This is a genomic window from Pontibacter anaerobius, from assembly GCF_026241195.1.
Taxonomy (GTDB): domain Bacteria; phylum Bacteroidota; class Bacteroidia; order Cytophagales; family Hymenobacteraceae; genus Pontibacter; species Pontibacter anaerobius.
Window position 1 is genome coordinate 1 of the sequence record NZ_JAPFQO010000004.1, and the last position, 21,236, is coordinate 21,236.

At 50.1% G+C, this 21,236-nt stretch carries 18 protein-coding genes; 6 read left to right on the forward strand and 12 right to left on the reverse strand.

Annotated elements, in window-relative coordinates; all coding sequences use genetic code 11:
* Positions 1 to 722: 722 nt before the first annotated feature.
* Positions 723 to 2,681 (reverse strand): DNA topoisomerase (ATP-hydrolyzing) subunit B, encoded by a 1,959-nt coding sequence (gyrB, locus tag OO017_RS07480; RefSeq protein ID WP_266051849.1) that lies wholly within the window; start codon positions 2,679 to 2,681, stop codon positions 723 to 725.
* 515 nt (positions 2,682 to 3,196) lie between these two features.
* Here gyrB and OO017_RS07485 point away from each other — a divergent pair.
* The 5 genes from OO017_RS07485 (at position 3,197) to OO017_RS07505 (ending at position 5,759) form a co-directional block, all read left to right on the forward strand.
* A complete protein-coding gene (locus OO017_RS07485) occupies positions 3,197 to 3,622 on the forward strand; it encodes a DUF2267 domain-containing protein (protein ID WP_266051850.1) in 426 nt (141 codons plus the stop codon).
* A 105-nt stretch (positions 3,623 to 3,727) separates the two neighbouring features.
* Complete coding sequence (locus OO017_RS07490) at positions 3,728 to 4,114, forward strand: hypothetical protein (RefSeq protein WP_266051851.1); 387 nt, start codon at positions 3,728 to 3,730, stop codon at positions 4,112 to 4,114.
* 143 nt (positions 4,115 to 4,257) lie between these two features.
* Positions 4,258 to 4,692 (forward strand): hypothetical protein, encoded by a 435-nt coding sequence (locus OO017_RS07495; RefSeq protein ID WP_266051852.1) that lies wholly within the window; start codon positions 4,258 to 4,260, stop codon positions 4,690 to 4,692.
* Positions 4,676 to 5,359, forward strand: a complete 684-nt coding sequence (locus OO017_RS07500) for an SCO family protein (protein ID WP_266051853.1) — start codon at positions 4,676 to 4,678, stop codon at positions 5,357 to 5,359. Before OO017_RS07495 ends, OO017_RS07500 begins: the two co-directional genes overlap by 17 nt.
* A complete protein-coding gene (locus tag OO017_RS07505; protein WP_266051854.1) occupies positions 5,346 to 5,759 on the forward strand; it encodes a c-type cytochrome in 414 nt (137 codons plus the stop codon). The genes OO017_RS07500 and OO017_RS07505 overlap by 14 nt, the downstream gene beginning before the upstream one ends.
* Before the next feature lie 143 nt (positions 5,760 to 5,902).
* Here the strand turns inward: OO017_RS07505 and OO017_RS07510 are convergent, their stop codons facing one another.
* Both OO017_RS07510 and OO017_RS07515 read right to left on the reverse strand, forming a co-directional pair.
* Entirely contained in the window at positions 5,903 to 6,496 is a 594-nt protein-coding gene (locus OO017_RS07510; RefSeq protein ID WP_266051855.1) for a heme NO-binding domain-containing protein, read from the reverse strand.
* A gap of 47 nt (positions 6,497 to 6,543) precedes the next feature.
* A complete protein-coding gene (locus tag OO017_RS07515; RefSeq protein ID WP_266051856.1) occupies positions 6,544 to 6,960 on the reverse strand; it encodes a hypothetical protein in 417 nt (138 codons plus the stop codon).
* A 395-nt stretch (positions 6,961 to 7,355) separates the two neighbouring features.
* Between OO017_RS07515 and agaR the strand changes: the two genes are divergently transcribed.
* The gene (gene agaR, locus OO017_RS07520) at positions 7,356 to 8,120 is read left to right on the forward strand and encodes a transcriptional repressor AgaR (protein ID WP_304608452.1); all 765 of its coding nucleotides are present in this window, start codon (positions 7,356 to 7,358) and stop codon (positions 8,118 to 8,120) included.
* Between the two features lie 66 nt (positions 8,121 to 8,186).
* Here the strand turns inward: agaR and OO017_RS07525 are convergent, their stop codons facing one another.
* The 9 genes from OO017_RS07525 to glpK all read right to left on the reverse strand — a co-directional run bounded on the left by OO017_RS07525 (position 8,187) and on the right by glpK (position 21,235).
* Positions 8,187 to 8,888 carry a GDSL-type esterase/lipase family protein gene (locus OO017_RS07525; protein ID WP_266051857.1) on the reverse strand — a complete coding sequence of 234 codons (702 nt, stop codon included), beginning with the start codon at positions 8,886 to 8,888 and terminating at the stop codon, positions 8,187 to 8,189.
* Positions 8,889 to 8,939: 51 nt separating this feature from the next.
* Entirely contained in the window at positions 8,940 to 9,851 is a 912-nt protein-coding gene (locus OO017_RS07530) for a glycerophosphodiester phosphodiesterase (RefSeq protein ID WP_266051858.1), read from the reverse strand.
* A gap of 36 nt (positions 9,852 to 9,887) precedes the next feature.
* Positions 9,888 to 11,309, reverse strand: coding sequence for a calcineurin-like phosphoesterase C-terminal domain-containing protein (locus tag OO017_RS07535; protein WP_266051859.1), 1,422 nt, complete (start codon positions 11,307 to 11,309; stop codon positions 9,888 to 9,890).
* 17 nt (positions 11,310 to 11,326) lie between these two features.
* Positions 11,327 to 12,526 carry a phospholipase D-like domain-containing protein gene (locus OO017_RS07540; RefSeq protein WP_266051860.1) on the reverse strand — a complete coding sequence of 400 codons (1,200 nt, stop codon included), beginning with the start codon at positions 12,524 to 12,526 and terminating at the stop codon, positions 11,327 to 11,329.
* 103 nt (positions 12,527 to 12,629) lie between these two features.
* Positions 12,630 to 14,075: a SusD/RagB family nutrient-binding outer membrane lipoprotein gene (locus OO017_RS07545; protein WP_266051861.1), complete on the reverse strand. Its 1,446-nt coding sequence runs from the start codon at positions 14,073 to 14,075 to the stop codon at positions 12,630 to 12,632.
* An 86-nt stretch (positions 14,076 to 14,161) separates the two neighbouring features.
* Complete coding sequence (locus OO017_RS07550) at positions 14,162 to 17,290, reverse strand: SusC/RagA family TonB-linked outer membrane protein (RefSeq protein ID WP_266051862.1); 3,129 nt, start codon at positions 17,288 to 17,290, stop codon at positions 14,162 to 14,164.
* Between the two features lie 142 nt (positions 17,291 to 17,432).
* Entirely contained in the window at positions 17,433 to 18,779 is a 1,347-nt protein-coding gene (gene glpT, locus OO017_RS07555; protein ID WP_266051863.1) for a glycerol-3-phosphate transporter, read from the reverse strand.
* Positions 18,780 to 18,982: 203 nt separating this feature from the next.
* Positions 18,983 to 19,714, reverse strand: coding sequence for an MIP/aquaporin family protein (locus tag OO017_RS07560; protein WP_266051864.1), 732 nt, complete (start codon positions 19,712 to 19,714; stop codon positions 18,983 to 18,985).
* Positions 19,715 to 19,750: 36 nt separating this feature from the next.
* Positions 19,751 to 21,235, reverse strand: a complete 1,485-nt coding sequence (gene glpK, locus OO017_RS07565; RefSeq protein ID WP_266051865.1) for a glycerol kinase GlpK — start codon at positions 21,233 to 21,235, stop codon at positions 19,751 to 19,753.
* Between the last annotated feature and the right edge of the window lies 1 nt (position 21,236).

The following is a 21,236-nucleotide window of genomic DNA, read 5'->3' on the forward strand; positions in this document are numbered from 1 at the left end:
CGACTACTACAGGGAAGTAGCTCCACAACTTAACGAACCGCTGTATGCGAGACCCGCTTGTACAGTGGTGTGAGAGGCGCTCCCCGCTACCTAACGGTGGCGGGGCCGTCTACTCGATTAGTAGTATTCCTTCTTTTTTAATGCTATTTAAAAAAGAAAAGCCAGATTGCTTCACAAATCAAAGGAACAAATACAAGTACCATTTGAAGTAACCACTCTAATCTGGTTTGCTCCAAGGATTCTTTGTTTCTTATGTACTTCATCCAAAAATACATATGCCTATTAAGTCTTCTTTGCACTATCTTATCAAATACTTTGTACAAAATCAAAAAGACTAATGGGCTTATATACAATGGGATATGGGATTTTTCGATAGGAGAAAGATTCTGATTATAGTTTGCCGCAGATACACCTATAATTAAGATTGCTATTATAATGCAACAGATATAGACAGTCTTATTTCTTAAATATTTGTGACTCGGTGGCACTATAAAGGTTGGTATCCATACGAAAAATAAAGCTAAAAAAAGCATCATTGATTTTCTGTATCACTGCTAACCACTGTATAAACTACAACATACGCTTATCTGCACTATGTGCGGAGTTACTTATTCATTCACCTGCTAAAATCAACTACTCAATATAGCATTTTATAAATAAAAAAGCGGCGGCCATACTTTAAAGTATAGCCGCCGCTCTAAGTTATTACTATAGCCGAAGCGTTACACGTCTACGCGGGCATACTTGGCGTTGCGCTCGATAAAGTCGCGCCGTGGGCCTACCTCGTCGCCCATCAGCATCGAGAACAGGTGGTCGGCCTCGGCAGCGGATTCAATATCCACGCGCTTAAGGCTGCGGGTGCCTGGGTCCATGGTAGTGTTCCAGAGCTGCTCCGGGTTCATCTCACCCAGACCTTTGTAGCGCTGCACGCCAACACTTTCCTCCTTGCCTTTGCCCAGTTCCTGGATCGCATCGATACGATCCTGTTCGGTCCAGCAGTAACGCTCTTCCTTGCCCTTTTTCACCAGGTACAGCGGAGGCAATGCAATGTATACATAGCCTTTTTCGATCAGCTCCTTCATATAACGGAAGAAAAAGGTCAGAATCAGGGTACGAATGTGTGAGCCGTCCACGTCAGCATCCGTCATCACGATAACCTTGTGGTAACGCAGCTTGTCCATGTTCAGGGCCTTGTCGTCCTCGGCCGTACCGAAGCTCACGCCCAGCGCCGTGATCATGTTCTTAATCTCTTCGTTCTCGTAGATGCGGTGCTCCTGCGCCTTCTCCACGTTCAGGATCTTACCGCGCAGCGGCAGAATAGCCTGGAACTTACGGTCGCGGCCCTGCTTGGCAGATCCACCCGCAGAGTCGCCCTCCACCAGGTAAATCTCACAGTTTTCCGGGTTGTTGTCCGAGCAGTCGGCCAGCTTACCTGGCAGGCTGGTGCTGGAGAGTACGTTCTTGCGCTGCACCATTTCGCGGGCCTTGCGGGCAGCAAAACGGGCCTGGGCAGCAAGTATAACTTTGTTTACAATGGTACGTGCCTCTCTTGGGTTTTCCTCCAGGTACTCGTTCAGCATTTCGCCCACAGCCGTATCCACAGCCCCGGACACCTCAGAGTTACCCAACTTGGTTTTGGTCTGTCCCTCAAACTGCGGCTCTGCCACTTTTACAGAGATAACCGCTGTCAATCCTTCGCGGAAGTCATCACCGGCAATATCAATCTTCACTTTGTCCAGCATGCCTGATTTCTCGGCATAGGCTTTCAGGGTACGGGTAAGGGCGCGGCGGAAACCTGCCACGTGCGTACCGCCCTCAATGGTGTTGATGTTGTTTACATACGAGAAAATATTCTCGGTATAAGACGTGTTGTACTGCAGGGCAATCTCCACCGGCACACCATTTTTCTCGCTTTCCACGTGGATCGGCTCCGGAATCAGGTTCTCGCGCGCATCGTCCAGGTAGGTTACAAACTCCTTCAAACCGCCTTCCGACAGGAAAGAGTCTGACAATGGCTCGCCCTGCTCATTTAACTCGCGCAGGTCTTTCAGGTTTATGCGGATACCCTTGTTCAGGAACGCCAGTTCGCGCAGGCGGCTGGCAATGGTATCATACTTATACTCGGTGCTGGTAAAGATTGAGGCATCCGGCTGGAACGTTACCGTGGTACCGGTTCTGTCGGTCTCGCCGATCTCGCGCACCGGGTAGGCCGGTACACCAATGTTATAGTGCTGCTCGTATATCTTGCCTTTGCGGTGCACCGTTACGTGCAGGTCCGTGGAGAGCGCGTTCACGCAGGATACGCCCACACCGTGCAGACCACCGGAAACTTTATAGGTATCTTTATCGAACTTACCACCGGCGTGCAACACCGTCATTACTACCTCCAGGGCAGAGCGGCCTTCCTTCTGGTGAAAGTCCGTCGGGATGCCACGGCCGTTGTCCGACACCGTGATGGAGTTATCCGTGTTGATGGTTACTGAGATTTCGTCGCAATGGCCGGCAAGGGCTTCGTCAATGGAGTTGTCCACCACCTCCCACACCAGGTGGTGCAGGCCTTTAATGCCAATGTCGCCGATGTACATGGCAGGGCGCTTACGAACTGCTTCGAGACCCTCCAGTACCTGAATGCTATTTGCTGAATAATCGTTTGCTAATGATTTTTCTTCTACTTCACTCATTTGTGTATCAGGGTAGATTGAATAGGTAAAATTACCACTTTTATTTCGTTTAAACTATACTTTTAAAAGCAGTGCAAAAGGGTCGCTCCGACTGATGAGCAGAGCGGCTCCTTACTTAAAGCATAAGTTACTAAATTTAAACAAATTACACACACCAATAGTGCCTATAACACCTGTTTTACCCTCTAAAAAACACAAAAATAATGGTGCTGTACAATGCCGTAGATTAACCATTAACCGTGGGTTGTTTACAGGCGGAGGAATTCAGCTATCCGGCCACTTTCAAGTATAAAAATAGGCTTACCATTTTCCGGCCGTTACTTATACTATGCGGTGGCTTAAGTGTACCCTTCGGCGGTGCACTGCAACGCCCGCCAGCGCTACTCCCGCTACTGTTTCATCAGCCTCTTCAAAAAATAGTGAGCGCGGTGGCTTTATGGTTCGCCAATATAACCCTGCCCAAGCTTGGCCGTTTTCTATTAATGTATGTTCCATTTATTAAACGAAGACAAACTATGGCTATGAACTTTGAGAATTATTTGAAAGACGGTAAAACCTGGCTGCACGGGCTGTGTACGTACCTGGGCATTGATGATGAGAATAAGGCCTCGCGCATTTTTAGGGCGGTACTTCACGCCATCCGCGACCGCATCCCCACAGGCGAGGCCATCCATTTCGGGGCCCAGCTGCCTATTATCTGGAAGGGCATTTACTATGATGGCTTCTCGATGCACGAGCCGGTGCGCATCCGCCACGAAGACGAGTGGCTGGAGTTTATCCGCAGCAAAGACTCCGGCGCCGATCAGGCCGATTTCCCGACGCTGGACCATGCTTTTTATGCTTTCCAGGACGTGATGGCCTTTCTGCGCGACCACATTTCAGAGGGCCAGTACAACCAGATAGCCCAGGCCTTGCACTCAGAGATTACGGTTCCGGCCTAACTCCCGGCAACCTGGCAGCTACCACAGGCCCGGCAAATGCCGGGCCTTTTCTGTGCGCTGGAGTTTATACTTGCACTTGCCGGCCTGTAGCCATACCTTTGCAGCATGTGGCGCAGCTATGTTATCGGCCTCAGTTTATTGGTTGTCTACCTCCTGACAACCTTCCGCTACCTGGCGCCGGTGGTGCATTACCAGCTGGACTATACCTACATCTCGGAGGTGCTTTGTATAAACCGCGACAAACCTGAGTTGCAATGCCACGGCAAGTGCCAGTTACGCAAAAACCTGGCGCAACTGCACCAGAGCCAGAAACAGAAGGAGGCAATGCTTAGTTTAGTCAGTATTTACCAGTCCGTGGAGGATGTGCCGCACCTGCTCGTTGTACTACCCGCCCCTCCTGCCGTTGCCTCAGCCAAAACGCCGGTCATGCTTGCGCCCCGTATCAGTACGGCCATACTTCCCGCGCCTTTCCACCCGCCCCGGCAGGTTTAAAGCACCGTTTACAAATTACTTTGCCCGATGAGGCCGCTTTTGCGCCAGCGCCAAAATATAAACCTTTTTGCCTGTAAAATCATTTTAGAACCGGGGGCTATAGGAGCCATACTTTGCGCTGCCCCTTACTTTGCAATATCATCATGAAAAAATATCTTATACTTTTTGCCCTGCCGCTGGCCCTGTTATCGGGTTGCCAGAGCGCCCCTTCCGAAGAGGAGAAAAAGGCTGAACTGCAAAGCCAGGTAATGACTATCCACGACGAGGCCATGGCAAAGATGGATAACATCCATAAATTGCGCCGCAACCTGCGCAGCACACGCGATACGCTGGCAGCACAGCAGGCCGACAGCACGGCCATACTTCCGCTGGAGCAGGAACTTAGCGGCCTGGATAAGGCGGACGAGGCCATGATGCAATGGATGCGCCAGTACAGGGCGCCAGACACGCTGCAGCACGAGCAGGCCATGCAATACCTGCAGCAGGAGCTAATCAAAATACAACAAGTACAAACCATTATGGACAGCACCATAGAGGCTGCCCAGGCAACAATCACAAAGTATGAGCAAGAGAAATAGCATCAGCCTGAAAAACGGACTAGCCGCCGCAGCCCTCGCAGTGGCCGCCACCGGCTTTTATGGCTGCGATAACAGCACCTCGCAAAACACCCTGCCCATCTACGGCGAGCGCGAGCCCGTGGAACGCACCGTGAACGGCGAAACTGTAGTGGATACCATTTACCACCAGATACCAGACTTCGCATTTGTAGACCAGGACAGCCAGCGCGTAACCCAGGAAACTGTGGCCGGAAAAATCTACGTCACGGATTTCTTCTTCACCACCTGCCCCACCATCTGCCCTAAAATGAAGACCCAGATGCTGCGCGTGTACGAGGCCTACAAGGATAACCCGAACGTCATGCTCCTCTCCCACTCCATAGACCCGGCGCACGACACCGTGGCTGTACTGAGAGATTACGCCGACAGGCTGGAGATTGAAACGGAGAAGTGGCACCTGCTCACCGGCGACAAAGACAGCATCTACGATATCGCCATGAAGTACCTGGTGCCTGCCCAGGAGGATGAGGCCGTGGAAGGGGGCTTTACCCACGGCGGACACTTTATACTTGTGGATGGTGAACGCTATATCCGTGGCATTTACGATGGCACCAAGGAAGAATCGGTGGATAAGCTGATACAGGACATTCCGCTGCTGCTGAACGAGAAGAAGGATGAGAAAAAATAGACTTGTAATGGTGGCTATGGGGGCTTTTGCCCTCACCACCCTTACCCAGTGCTTCACCAGGAAAAAAGACGAGGGCAAGCGCCTCTACGAGCAGCACTGCCAGAGCTGCCACATGGAAGATGGCAGCGGACTGAAAGGCCTGATCCCGCCCCTGGCCCAGGCCGATTACCTGCAGACGCATCGCGATGAGCTTCCCTGCATTATCCGGCATGGCATGGATGGCTCTGTTGTGGTGAACGGCGTGGAGTACAACAAGGAGATGCCCGGCGTTGAGAACCTGCGCGAGGACCACATCACCAATCTGCTGAATTATATCCAAACAAACTTCGACAACAACAACGAGCGCTATACTATGCAAGAAGTAGAAAAGCTTCTGGAGGAGTGCCCGCCGCACAGGTAACGTACAAATTTACACTTTGCAGAGTGGCAGGAAGTGCAGCAGCTACAAGTTCAAGGGTAGTGCCTATACTTTACACTTCCCAGTCTGATACCAAAACTGACCCTGTGTAACTGATAAGTATAAATATTGGCGCTGGCCTGGCATTACCTGTTTAAGAAGTCCACATGAATCTGCACGCGTTCCTCGTCCACGGGTGTAAGGCGCTTCACCTGCACGACATCGCTCTCGTTGTAGTACCTAGCAATACCATTGATGATGCCCACAGCCATGCCAGCCATTCTGCGCTTTGAGTGATAATCCACAATAAGCTGGCGGCTGCCTTTTTTGGTTATGAGCAGTAGCGGCGGGTTGGTTCTGCTATCTGAGCGCCTTACGGCACCATGCATCGACGCCTCTGTGTACAACAGCATCTCGTAGGTACGCCACTCCGGCTGCACATACTTGTTAAACACCAGCAGCAGGTCCGGTACCAGAAACTCGCCAAACTGCTCCAGCAGGTCGTTGGCAGGCACACCGCTATGGGCCGCTGCCGCGTATACAATGGCCACCAGATCCCGGGTAGGGTACATGTTCTGCATTTCGTACACAGGCTTTGTTACACCTGCCGCCTCCAGCAGGTTTACCCAGGTACTGTAGTTATAGGAGCTCTCTATAAATCGCTTCAGCAAAACGAATATAGAGCCGTGCATATAGTCTTCTTTCAACGCGTCTTTACCCTCCAATTTTGTGTCCTTCATTTTTACTGCATACCTGCGCATTTGCAGCAGGGAAAACTTTGCAATGCTTACGCCTGCTGCCCTTTCAGCCAGGCTATGGCCTCCGCTTTGCTCGTGAAGTTACGAAGCTCAAAGGGCAGTTGCTGCGTCTGCTTCAGGTGGTGGATATTCCGTTCACTTGTCTGCTCCACCGCCTCGCTCGGCGACTGCACCCTTGCCACTTTCTCCACCCGGGTTTTCATCACCCCTGCCGCCAACGTCATGGCCACCTCCCGGCTCTCCTCTTCGCTCACAGAAACCATCGTTTTGGTGGAGTCCAGCAGCATCCGCTTCACATCATAGTTTCTGATATAGTCTACTAAAATGGTGATGGTGTGCTTTATCTCGGGCAGGAGGAATCCGTGCAGATCAGGGTATTCTATTTCTACTATATCCGTTGCCGGGTCGTAATCTAACTTCACTATGCTGTTCTCGAACAGGATCATGTGTGCGTTTTCTGTAAAGGTATATACTTGATGCTTGTTTTAGACAAACACGTATTATCTATTAGTTCCTTTCAGGTGTTAGCTGCAAAGCTATACTTTAAATTGATGTGCAGGGTTAATAATTACCCTAAAAATGCCCCGCCTCTTCTCTTCCTTAGCCTGGGCACACAACGGTCTTTACCATCATCGGCCTAGCAAGGCACAGCCAGTGCGAAAAGGGCCCTACTAATTTAAAAAGGAACTGCTTTAACGCAACACCTGATAAGTAACTATCCGATGATTTTAGCTATATTCGCTTTATACTTTCTATAGCCAAACTTTTAAGGAAAAAAATTGTCTCCCCTGTATACTTATTAGTTTCTGAAAGTAAAACACGAACAGCTTCAACACACTCTATGATTAATATAGCTGAAAGACACCAGCAAATCATTAACAAACTACAGAAGGAAGGGAAGGTTAATGTTACCGACTTATGTGCCGACCTGGATGTCTCCTCTGTCACTATTCGCAAGGACCTTAAGTTACTGGAAGACAAAGGGCTGCTATTCAGAACCCATGGGGGCGCCACCTTACACAATCCTTATACCATCGACCGCTCCGTTAACGAAAAGGAAAAGATTCAGTCTTCGGAGAAGATGCGTATCGGGAGTACGGCCGCTAAGTTACTGGAACCCAACGACTCCGTACTAATAGCCTCGGGCACAACGGTACTGGCTTTAGCAAAAAGTATACAGCCAAAGAGCAACTTAACCGTTATGACCTCCGCCCTCAACGTTGCGTTGGAGTTGATCAAACACCCTGAGATTGAAGTATTTCAGCTTGGCGGCTTGCTCCGTAGAAGTTCATCTTCCGTTACCGGCACTTATGCAGAGAGCGTTTTACCTGACTTCTCTTTTAGCAAACTGTTTCTGGGGGTAGATGGCATTGACCTTGAGTTTGGTCTGACAACCACCAATGTAACAGAGGCTCACCTGAACCGCCAGATGATAATGGCATCCCAGAAAACAATTGTGCTGGCCGACTCTACCAAGTTTGGGAAAAGAGGCTTTGGAAGGATTTGTGGGTTTGATGATATCGATCAGATAATTACCGACCGGGGTGTGTCTGATTACGTGGTGAGAACACTTGAAGGAATGGGTATAAAAGTTACTATTGTGTAAGGCACTGGTTTGCTATAAATACATATAAGCCAGCTCAAAAGCTGGCTTACATGTATTTATAGTATGCTATTTAATATACTTTCCACGTTTCAGGATTTCTGCCCACTTCTTATATCCTTCGTGGGTCAGGTGCAGGCCGTCGTGCGTGTATGCCTCGATCAGCCGGCCTTCGTTATCGGCAAACTCCGGGTGCAGGTCAATCAGCGTTATCTTCTCCTCGGCAGCCAGCTTCTTCAGCTCTTTGTTAAGCCAATACACATTTTCCTCTCTGTTGTAATGCCTTTTAAATTTCGTGAAGTTATTGTTAGTAGGCAGCAAGGTTTGGATGTACAGCTTGGTAGCCGGGGTTTCCGTTTTTATCCTTTTTACAATCTTCTTGTAGTTGTTCAGTATCAGGCTGTCCGGGATACTTCTGGAGATGTCGTTTATCCCGATCAGCAGGAATATTTTGGAGGGCTTCCCTTCTGTTACCTCGTCCAGGCGCTCCAGCACGCCATAGGTAATATCCCCTGAAATTCCCCTGTTTCTGGCGTGCTTTGCATCCAATAACTCACTCCAATCCGGATGCGCTGTAAGGCTGTTACCTAAAAAAACAATGTCTTTACGTGAGTTTGGGTATGCCCTGAATTGGTCTACCTGCACCTGGTAAGTAGAAGGCCTGTAGGTGCTGTCCCAGGCAGCCTCCCCCTGTGCCGTTGCCGTGTTCGGAAGCACTGCAACACTAGCAGTAAAGAAACCAGCCCACATAAACTTAGTTATCAATTTCATACTTTGAATTACTTGTATTCTAATGCATCTTTTAATCCTGCCTATACTTTGCTATTGCTGACTTTTATACAAATCCGGGTAATCTGAGATGATACCATCGACACCCATTTCCCTGAGCCTGGCTATATCCTCAGCCGTGTTCACGGTCCAGGGCACAAGCTTGATGCTTTGCTCATGGCATTTCTGCACCAGCTCCTCCGTCACAAGCTTATAGTTCGGGCTGTACACATCTGGCGTAAAGCCCAGCTGCTTTATATTCTCCTCAAAAGAATCCTGGTTACTCACCAGCAAGGAAGCCCTGATGTGCGGGTACTGCCGGTGCAGCGCCTGCAAAGCCCGTTTGTCAAAAGACTGGATGATGACATAAGGCGTGATGTTCTTTTGCTCTACCTGCTCCACTACAAGCTGCGTAAACCTGGCTGGCTCCGGGTGATACTCATTGTCTTTTCCTTCCTTTGATTTTACCTCAATGTTGTAGAACACCTGTGGCAGGTTGTTAGCCTTCAGATAAGTCTGCACAGAATCTATGAGTTCAGAGAGTAAAGGAATGTGGGTCTTGATCTTTTGCTGCCTGGGGTAGAGCTCATAATGCTTCGTGCCGGTGTCGAACTGGCGCACGTCCTCGTAGTTCATCTGGTAAACAGTGTACTGCTGGCTTTCCTCTTTCGAGAAATCCTTGCCTTCCGGCGTACGCGCATACAAATGGCTGATGTGCGGGTCGTGCGTTACCACCACCTTGCCGTCCCTGGTAATGTGGCAGTCCATTTCAATGGTAGTCACGCCCAAATCAATGGCCTTGATCATGGCAGGAATGGTGTTCTCCGGCATCAGGCCCCGGGCACCCCGATGTCCTTCAGTGTCAAAAGCCGGAAGCGGTACTTTATGTTTGGCGGTGTTCTCGCTGCTCTTGCAACCGCCGGCAAGTATAAGGGCTGCAAACGCAATGTTTAAATATCTCTTCATCTGAAAAAGTATACTTGTTTATGATTATAGGTGATCTTAAGAAACTGTAGCCTTTGCAGACTGCTCATACTTGTTTCCGAAACGATCGGTAGCTACAACCTTAAGTGTCTTCACATCCTCAGCGAGATGTGCTTTAAACAGGTGGTCCGTTTCGAATGGCTCTGCAAAACCGCGCTTGGCCGGCTTCTCTTTTCCAAAGTATAAGGAGTAGGCCAGCGGGTCTAAGCCCAGGTAGTTTTCCAGCGTTCCCATGTAGTTGCCATCAGCCCACCACTCTACTTTCCACTCCGGGTCCCAGTTCCATACATTGGCTATCATGGTTTTCTGGCCCTCTGCCTCCTCTACCTGCACCACCAGCTGGTGCCCCTGCTCAAACCCTGTGGACTTGTAGTACCAGCTAAGTTCGTTGCCCTTTACTTCGTACACGCCATAGCCTCTCGGTGCGCCGTCACTACAGACAGGGCCTGTCCACCAGGCGCCGCACAGGGTGCCGTGAATGTGCTCATACACACCCTCTGCCACTATATTCTGGTTAAAATGGGTATGCCCGGTCATGATATGCACCTGATAGCCTTTCAGCATATCCAGCAACTCCTGCCTGTTCTCTACCCCACGGTGTATCGGAATATGGGCTGACAGCACTACCAGATGATCTTTTGGCACGAAGGCCAGGTCTTTTTTCAGCCAGTCCAGCTGCTGTTGCGAAACATGCCCGTCGTATTTTTTACCCTCGCCGGAGTAGCGCACGTCATCCAGCACTACATAATGCACCTTGCCCCGGTTAAATGAGTAGTAGGTAGGGCCATACAGGCTTTTAAAGGTTCTATCAGAAACTTCGTCGCCTCCCTGATCAAGGTCCATATCGTGGTTGCCCAGCACCTGGAAGAACGGGATGCCCGTACTGCCCACTGCTTTTTCGTAGCTCTTGAACAGTTGGTGCCTATCCCACACAATGTCCCCTACCGTCAGGCCGTGCACCAGCGCACCCGCCCCAAACGATTGCACCAGTTGCTGCACATCCGGCACCGACTGGTTAAGCATTTGCTGCACATCCTCCTCGTTTCTTACCTGAGGGTCGGCCCATACTATAAACTTATGGTTCGTATCGTCCTGCTGCAGGGCAGTCAACTCAAAATTATACCAGTCATCACCCTCCGATAACCGCTGGTAATGCCTGGCAATTCCATTCTCGTTTGGCAAGGCATACCCTGCCGGAATTGAAATAAAGACAAACTCAGACTGGCTGCTTACCGGGAGCTTATACTTGCCTCGGGCGTTTGTCTGCACAACATGAAAGCCATCCGAAACAGTGACATTGGCAATACCTTTCCCATGCGCTTTTACTGTACCCTTAACCTTATTCTTAACTGCCGTGTTAAGGCCAAATGCAGCCTCAGCACTCAGCACTAACCCGCCTGACAGCAGCAAAATATTATTGATAAATTTTCTTCTTTTCATGGTATGTCAGTTAGAGTTTATAGCCCGGGAATAGCTTTTAAGGCCTCAAAAAAGGCTGTGTAACTGCTGTAGTGTTCATGGTCCTTCAGCAAAAGAATTGCCTCGTTGTTGTAGCGAAGTGCGTTATTGGTAAAGTTATGCGAGCCTGTGATTAGAACCTGTGCGTTTTTACCCTCCCACTGCCCTTCGATCAGCATGAACTTGGAGTGGATGTTTATCTTCTGCTGGCCCGACTCTGTCATGTTGTATACTTTCAGGTAAGCCCCTTTCCCCTCAAGCACCCGAAGTCCGCTGAGAACATCTTCGCTGATACTGCTTTTAACCACCAGTTCAACTTTGGCTCCCTGGTCTACAAGCTCTCCCAGCCTATCCACTATGTTTATGCGTGTGCTTGTCCAGTCAGACATTCCGATCCGGATAACCGCTGAAGCCGGATCCGTTATTTTATTCAGAAACTCAATGATTGCGTCTTCCCCGTAGGATTCCCCATCCCGTCGCTTTGGAAGGAAGTAAGCCGAAACTCCGGTTGCAGCATCATGAAACTCCTTATAGTCATAGTCCTTCATCCCCTGCTGGGCACCTTTTTTCATGTCCTGCCAATAGGTCTGATAGGCCTCGTATAACCCTCCGTGGGTTAGTATTACACCATCCTGCATTTTTCTGGCACCGGAGAGCAAAAAGTTATGGGATGTCTGCAGCACCACGTGATTGGCTTTACCTGTTTCGGTGATGAGCTCTGAGAAAAGGGCAAACTTGTTATGGTTGATGGCAATAGTGCCTGCATCGCTATCCACTACAACCAGCTCAGCGTTTTCTGATAGTTTTGTTTTCAGTTGGTTGATGGCATATGGATTGGTTTTCTCGCTGTCCTCCCTGCTCAGGTCCAGCATCAGGTGCAGCTTCACCCCGCGGGCATCTGCTCTTTCAAGCGCATCCACAAGATCAGCGTAGTCAAACAGGTAGATAGCGATATGTATGGACGAGCCTTCCGGGCTTGCATCGATAAGCGCAATGAGTCTGTCCAGAATTTCGGTAGAGTTTGTGGCTGCAGCCACCTTGGCCGGATCTGTAAAAACAGCCTCCGGTAAGGAAGCTTGTAAGGGTACTACTTCGGTCTCTATCTCTGGCTGCGGCGTAACAGGGCTATCCTCAGAATCGCTGCAGGCGGTAACAAAGAAAAGAGCACAAAGTAAAAAGAGTAGTCTTATGTATGGCATAGCGTATGTTTAAGTAAGGCTGCCTTTTCAGGCAGCCTTACAAGTTTAAACACAAGCACAGCTACACGGCTCTGCTTGCAAAATTCACCTTAAACTGTTTTTATTATTCTTTCTCCCACCAGCTTTTCACGTTGATGTCGTCGCCGCCCATGCGGTTGACGGCTGCTTCGTAGTTGTCGCGGTTGTATATTTTCACCTCCTCCGGATACATGAACCTTACCGGCACCTGCTGGTCATTTTCCATCACCGCTGTTTTGGGAAGCACCGGCAAACCGGTGCGGCGGTATTCAAACCACTGCTGATAGTCGTTGAAGTATAAAGCCAGGTATTTCTGCAGCATAATGCGCTCAAAAGTGCCGTCATAGGCAGCCTCCGGGTTTTCGAAATAATCTGCCGGAACCTCAGCGCCCCACTGCGCTATAGCAGCCTCTACACCTGCCTGGTAGTGAGCCTGCGCATCAGAACTGATCACGCCTTTTAGCGCCAGTTCGGCTTTAATGAACTCTACCTCCGCATAACTCATGATCACGGAGATCATTGGAGCCACCACCAGGTCTGTGTTCAGCCCGGAAGGCTGAAAGTCAAACTGCTGGGCCGGATCATAACCACCCGGTATACCTTTATAACCTATCTCCACACCGTCGTTGGACTTGGCAGGCGTATAGAACTTCTCCAGACGCGGGTCGTTCATCTCAGCCAGGTTATCAATAATGAATTCCGAGCCAACCGTGTTTAGGGTATAGTCGCTAGCACGGCCCCAAGGAGACATGTTCGGATCAACGCCGGTGATATCAAGTATGGCTGCCTGGCTGCTGGAGGTAAACACCGGGTTCTCTGCCGGGTTATTGATGATCTCAGCCATTCGGCTAAAGGAGTTCATCTCTTCGCGCTTGGAAACACGCAGCAAAAGGCGCAGGCGAAGCGAGTTGGTAAAGCGCTGCCAGTTCCCTATGTTGTTACCATACAAGATATCCATGCCATAGGCCATTGGCTTTGTCTCATCATACAGGCTGTTGGCTTTCTCCAGGTCTGCCAGAATAGCTTTGTATACTTCTTCCTGCGTGTTGAACTTTGCCTTCAGGATGCCTTCCTCCGCACTCACGGCTTCATCCATCGGCACGTCGCCGAAGGCATCGGTCAGGTTAGAGTATATCCAGGCTTTCAGCGTCAGGGCTATCGCCTCGTAGTTAGGAGCTTCCGCCGCTATCGCCGCCTGCTCCATCTCCTTTACGTTCAGCAACCAACGGTAAGATGCGTTCCAGGTAGAGTTGCCGGCACCTGTCCCTACATCGTAGCGATGCTCACCACCGGCTGCGCTCGGGAACGGCACGCGGTCCTGCATGATCTCGAAAGTATAAGCATGGGCACGGGAGGTGCCAAAAGTGCTCATCTCATAGATAATAGGGTTAAGCAGCGTGCCCGGGTTAATTTTATCGACCCTGTTCGGGTCTATATTAAGTTCCTCTAGGTGGTCGGTGCAGGAGGTAGTGGCTACACCAGCACAGCTTAAACCAAGAAACAATACCAGTATCTTATTAAACTTTGTCATGTTTTTCTTCTTGTAAAGGCCACTGGAAGTATGAATTTATACTTTCCGGCAGCGTCTATACTTTAAACCTTTCCTTTTGCGCTGTTTTAGAACTGCAGCTTCACGTTCACGCCGTACGTTCTTGGGGTTGGCAACTGGCCCATCTCCACGCCTGGCATCTGCACATTTCCGTTAAGGGCTGATGTCTCAGGGTCGAACATAGGGAAATCAGTGACCATAGCTAAGTCACGGCCGTACAGCGCCAGGCTGGCACCCTGCAGGAAGTTCACTCTGCTAAGTATGGCCTTCGGCAGGTTGTACTCCAGGCGCACCTCGCGCAGCTTCAGGTAAGAGGCATCAAAAGAGTTAGCCTCCACGTTGGCGCGGCGATAGTACTCTTTGTAGTAAGCGGCCAGGTTTTCCACTTTCACATCGTTAGGCGAGTAAGTGCCATCACCGTTGTCTACCACGCCGTCACCGATGATGAAGCCTTCCTCACGGCCTCTCAAGGTGTGCTCCAGTTTGCCCTGCTCACTCATTTTGTGGTGTGTCTGGGAGTATACAATACCTCCATACTGGCCATCTACCAGCGCACTGAAGCGGAAGTTTTTATAGGTAAACTCATTCAGGAAACCGCCTCTCCAGTCGGCATAGGCATTGCCTCTGTAAGAGATCTCGTCAGGGCGAACCGGTAATCCTTTTTTATAAATGATCTCACCATCCTCGTTGCGCACAAAGCCGTAGCCGTAAATGTCGCCTGTGGAGCCTCCTTTTTTAGCCAGGATGTAGGCATTGCCGCCGCGGGCAAGTACATAGCTCTCATCATCGCCTTCGAAGCCCTCAGACAGTTCCAGTATCTCATTATCATTCTTGGACCAGGTGATGGTGGTGTTCCACTTGAAGTTCCCATTATCAATCGGGCTTCCGTTCAAAGACAGCTCTACACCTCTGTTTTGTACTTTGCCGGCGTTAATGATGGCATCGTTATAGCCTGTTGTAGGGTCTAGCTCGATAGCCAGAATCTGGTTTTCTGTAGTATTTTGGTATATACTGAGGTCCATACCCAGGCGACCGTTAAACAGCTGATACTCCAATCCGGCCTCGTAGCTGCGGGTCTGCTCCGGCTCAAAGCCAGGGTTATACCTGGTAGTCGGGATCGAGGCTGAGCCAGGGAAGAAGCTGGATGAGTAATACTTGCGTGTTAAGTATGGATCTGAATCGTTTCCTACCTCCGCGGCAGACAGCCTCACCTTTGCGTAAGACACCTGACGAGGCAGCTTAAAGATATCGCTTAGGATAAAGCTGGTGCTGATGGATGGGTAAAAGAAAGAGCTGTTTTGGCTCGGCAAGGTAGAGCTCCAGTCGTTACGTGCGGTTAGGTCCACGAAGACCTTGTCCAGGTATGAGAAGGAAGCCAGGCCATACAAGCTTTGAACCTCTTTGCTTCCTTTGTAAGGTCTCGTCATAATAGGATTGATGCCATTCGACAAAGTATAAATTCCCGCAATGTTGAGGCCCTCAATAGAAGAACTGGTTTTGTTCAGATAAGTCTTCATGATGTTGCCACCTACTGAAGTTCTTAAATCCCAACTACCTGAAAGCTTTTCTTTGTAAGTCAACAGAAAATCAGTGTTCGTTTCTCTGTCGTTGATGTTCTGCTCTCTATAGTAGCCTTTGCTGAAGTTCTTGGTGTCCCAAGGGCGTTGCGTGGTGCGTTCCTCGTTTGTCATGTCAATCGCCGCCCGAACTAACAAATCAAACTTCGGAGAGAATTCATAAGAGGCGGTGATATTACCGGTGGTATTGTAGCTATCTACCCCGTTCAGCATCTCATAGGCAATCAGGTAAGGATTATCAATATAAGAGCTAAAAGGATGGATTTGCGCGATCTGCTCCTGTCCTTTTTGCCACCTCGGCTCATACCATGCCAGGTCCACGTTCGGGTTCTGGAAAATCATGAAATAGGAGATGGACTGATTGTTATAGCCAGTGGCCGGCAGGTTATCGCTGTGCTTGTGCGAGAAGTTGATCTTGGAGCTCAGGGTGAGCTTGTCTGTCAGCTTCTGGTTTACGCTCAGAGCAGCGTTCAGACGCTCAAACCCTGTGTTGGGCATAATCCATTCGTTTTTGGTATGCGTTACAGAGGCACGCGCAGAGCCACGTTCGCCGCCGCCTTCTACGGCTACGCTGTTAGAAACGGTATGGCCGGTACGGAAGAAATCTTTAACATTGTCTTTATAAGGTCTCCACAGCTGGCGCTCCGCCGACTGCCCCTCCAGTGTCGGGTCGTACTGGTAGTAGTACTGCCCATCGAACTTCGGACCGAAGGCGCTACTTGTGCTGCCTGTGTTAGAGCCATCCTCAGAGGCACCGTAAGAATAGTATAACTCCCCGTCCTTGTTCCTGTAATTGTTGCCCTGGCCATACTCATACTGCATGTCCGGCCACTTCAGGATGTCGTTAAAGCTGATGTTCGAGTTTACCGTCACGCCAAGTCCCTTGCGCTTACGTCCGGACTTAGTCGTAATGATCATGGCACCATTGGCGGCACGGTAACCGTACAGCGCCGCTGCGGCTGCGCCTTTTAGTACCGTGATTGACTCGATGTCATCCGGGTTGATGTCGGCAATACCATTACCAAAGTCAATCGGCACATCGCTTCCCGATCCGGCCTGGTAGGCATTGTCAACCCCAGAGCTCTCCATACCACTGTTCATCGGCACGCCATCAAGTATAATGAGCGCTCTGTTTTTGGTTGGATCCAATGAGTTATCGCCGCGCAGCTTGATAACGGAAGAATTCAGCGGTCCGCCACCGGTTGGCGTAAGGCTAAGGCCCGCCACTTTACCAGAAAGGGAGCTGGCAAAGTTGTTAGAGCGAGCCGCGTTTAACTCTTCTCCACTTACCTCCGTTACCGCATAGCCCAGCGCCTTTTGCTCGCGCTCAATGCCTAGTGCGGTTACCACCACCTCGGAGAGCTGCTGGTTATCTATCTGCAGCTCAACGGTCAGGTTCGTTTGCGGCTGGTTTACCGTTACACTACCTGGTTTGTAGCCAATGAACGAAAAAGACAGCACTGCGCCTTTCTCCACATTCAGCTCGAATTTGCCGTCCTGGTTCGTTACACCAATGGGTTTGCCGTTGGCAGCAATGGAAACACCCGGCAACGGAATTCCGTCGGCTTCATCCATCACAGTTCCGCTAACGGCAACTCTCTCGCCCTGAGCGAGCTTCACAGACAAAGGAGCTGCAGTCAGCTCAGTAAGATTTGGCCCTGCCAAACAGAGGCACAAAGAGAGCATGACTGCCTTGCTAATCCTGTGCCTACCTTTTGGGGATAGTGGTAGATTTTTTTTCATTCGACTAGATTTTGAGCTTTTATTGGTTGATTTTATTTAGGTTGTAATGCTTGGTTTCTTTATTCCAGGTGAGGGCGGTGAAGAAGATAGAAAGTACACAGGCAGCCACCAGCACCATAAATCCACCATCCCAGCCCCAGGCATCCACTACAAAGCCCATTGCAATATTAGCAAACAGGGCTCCACCCATGTATCCGAACAAGCCTGTAAGTCCGGCTGCTGTACCGGCCGCCTTCTTGGGCACCAGGTCCAATGCCTGCACTCCTATAAGCATAACAGGCCCATAAATCAGGAAACCAATGGCTATCAGGGCGGCGTTATCTACCCATATGTTACCCGCAGGATTCTTCCAGTAAACAAGAACAGCCACAAGGACTAAAACCATGTAAATGATAGTGGCTGGCGCGCGCCGGCCCCTGAAAATCTTATCACTGATCCATCCGCACAGTAACGTACCAGGTATACCGGCATACTCGTAGGCAAAGTAGGCCCAGCCTGTTTCCTTTACAGAAAAGCCTTTTGCCTCTTCCAGGTAAGTCGGGGCCCAGTCTAGGATGCCGTACCGCACCAGGTACACAAAGGCATTGGCAAAGGCGATATACCAAAGCACTCGGCTGGTAAGCACATAATCAAAAAGGATCTGCTTCGCCGAGAGCTCCTTTTCATGATCCTCTGTATAATTGTGGGGGTAGTCATTTTTATACTCTTCAATGGTGGGCAGGCCACAGGACTGTGGCGTATCGCGCACCAGCATGTAGGTTATCATGGCGGAAAGCAGCGCAATGATCCCCGGGAAGTATAGCTTACTTTCCCAGGTCCCGAACAAGGCCACAGCAGCAATTGCCAGTGGGCCAACCAAACCGCCGCCCACATTATGGGCAATATTCCATATTGACATCTTGGTTCCCCTTTCTTTAGTAGAGAACCAGTGGACCATCACCCTGCCGCATGGCGGCCAGCCCATACCTTGAAACCACCCATTGAGAAACAGCAGCACAAACATGATGGCGATAGAGCTGGTAGCTATCGGCACAGTACCCATTACGATCATGGTAAGTGCTGATAATAAAAGCCCTATGGTAAGAAAGACCCTGGCATTACTCCTGTCTGACACATTGCCCATCAGAAACTTACTAAGCCCATAAGCAACAGAAACGCCGGACAAAGCAATACCCAGATCGGCTTTAGAATAACCCTGCTCAATCAGGTCGGGCATTACAAGCGAGAAATTCTTGCGAACCAGGTAGTAACCGGCGTAACCGATAAATATGCCTAAAAAGACCTGGTAGCGTAAGCGCTTGTACTCTGGGTCTACTCGCTCAAGTGGTAATTTGTCTGCATGGCGTGCAGGAGAAATAAGCTTCATAAGAAGTGTTCTGTTAAATAATGAAACCGGCTAAGCTGTTTTTAGCTGGCTTATAGCCTAGTAATATAGATAATCTGCTTTCTGTGATCACATGATCACTATTATATTCCGAAACATTATGTTTTATTTCGGAATAACTTAAAAAATGACTCCGAATACAAAACTAAAAAAGCAATTAGTAAACTTTTACCCCTAACCCAAACTTAACTTTTTAGTAATATGTACAGCAATGCAGCAGCCACCGCACCCGCTACTGGCCCGGCTATCGGTACCCAGGCATAGCTCCAGTCGCTGTGGCATTTGTTTTTTATCGGCATGAGCGAGTGAATAATCCTGGGGCCAAGGTCACGGGCGGGGTTTATAGCATAGCCTGTTGTGCCACCCAGCGATAAGCCGATAGCCCACACCAGGAAAGCCACCGGAATTGCCCCCAGCGCCCCCATACCGATAGGCGTTTTCTGGTCGCCCAACGCTGGACTTGTGAAGTAAAAAATCACGAATATCAGCACAAAGGTGCCGAGTGCCTCGCTGAAGATATTAGAAAACCGATGCCTGATGGCGGGGCCTGTACAAAACACAGCCAGCTTTGATTCGGGGTCCTCGGTAGCGTCGAAGTGTGGCCTGTAGAGCAGCCATACCAGCAAGGCACCTGTCATAGCCCCCAGCAGCTGGGCTAGCATATAAGGCCCTACCCCCTGCCAGCTAAACTTGCCGGCTAGCGCCAACGCCAGCGTAACAGCAGGATTAAGGTGTGCCCCACTATATGGCGCTGCGATCACGACACCAGTATAGACAGACAGTGCCCAACCCGTAGTGATTACAATCCAGCCACTGTTACTCCCTTTGGTGCCTTTCAGGACTACATTTGCCACGACACCGTTGCCCATCAGGATTAAGAGCATAGTACCTATAAACTCGGCTGTAAATGCTGTCATAGCTATTTATCTTTGCTTCAGTTACCGTTTCTTTTATTACACCGAGGCCTTTGCCGCCTTTACCGCCTTGTGCCATCCTTTCAGAAGGCCTTCCGCCTGCAGGCCTGCATCAGGCTCAAAGGTTTTGCTGATGCTCCATTGCTGCTGGATCTCGTCTATACTGCCCCAGAAGCCTGTAGCTAAGCCCGCCAGGTAAGCTGCCCCAATGGCGGTTACCTCCGTTACTTCGGGCTTCACTACCCTGGCTCCCAATATATCTGACTGAAATTGCATCAGAAGGTCATTTGCAGTTGCTCCCCCGTCTGCGCGTAGCTCCCGAATGGTTATTTCGGCGTCTGCCTCCATTGCTTTTAGCACCTCGTAGGTTTGGTAGGCGATACTCTCCAGCGCCGCTCTGGCAATGTGGGCCGAGGTCGTCCCCCTGGTCATCCCGACGATGGTTCCACGTGCGTGCTGGTCCCAGTGCGGGGCCCCCATACCCACGAAGGCAGGCACCAGGTATACACCGTCGCTGCCGGCAACTTTTTTGGCCAGCTGCTCCACCTCCTCAGAAGACGAGATAACGCCTAGCCCATCCCGCAGCCACTGCACCACGGCCCCAGCAATAAAAATGCTACCCTCCAATGCATAATGCACCTGATCCTGAATCTTCCAGGCAACTGTTGTTACCAGTCTGTGCTTAGAAATAATAGGCTTATCCCCGATGTTCATCAGCATAAAGCATCCCGTGCCATAGGTATTCTTGACCATGCCCGGCTTCGTGCACATCTGGCCAAACAGTGCCGCCTGTTGATCTCCGGCGATGCCTGCAATAGGGATTTGGGTTGAAAAGAGGGATCCGGAAGTATGACCGATCACTTCGCTGGAGGCTTTAACCTCGGGAAGCATGCTGGCGGGTATTCCGAAAAGCCTAAGGAGCTCTTTGTCCCAGGCTAGGGTGTGAATATTATAGAGAAGTGTGCGGGAGGCATTGGTTACATCTGTTGCATGCACTTTGCCATCTGTCATCTTCCAGATGAGCCATGTGTCTATGGTACCAAATAGCAGGTGGCCAGCTTCAGCCTTCTCTCTGGCTCCAGGCACATGGTCTAGTATCCACCTGATTTTGGTTGCCGAGAAGTATGCATCTATTACCAGCCCCGTTTTATCCCTGATAACTGGCTCCAAGCCCTGTTTTTTCAGGCTATCACAGTACTTAGAAGTACGCCTGTCCTGCCAGACGATGGCATTACAGACCACTTCCCCTGTTCGCCGGTCCCAGACTACTGTTGTCTCCCGTTGGTTTGTAATGCCTATAGCCTGGATATCTTTTGCCTGCAGCCCCGCCTTCAGGATAGCCTCTGCGGCTACTCCCACCTGGGTAGACCATATCTCGTTCGGGTTATGCTCTACCCAACCCGGCTCAGGGTAATGCTGCTTGAACTCTTTCTGGGCTACCGAGACAAGTTCACCTTTGTGGTTAAATACAATGGCTCTGGAACTAGTGGTACCCTGATCAAAAGCGAGTATATATTTTTGCATA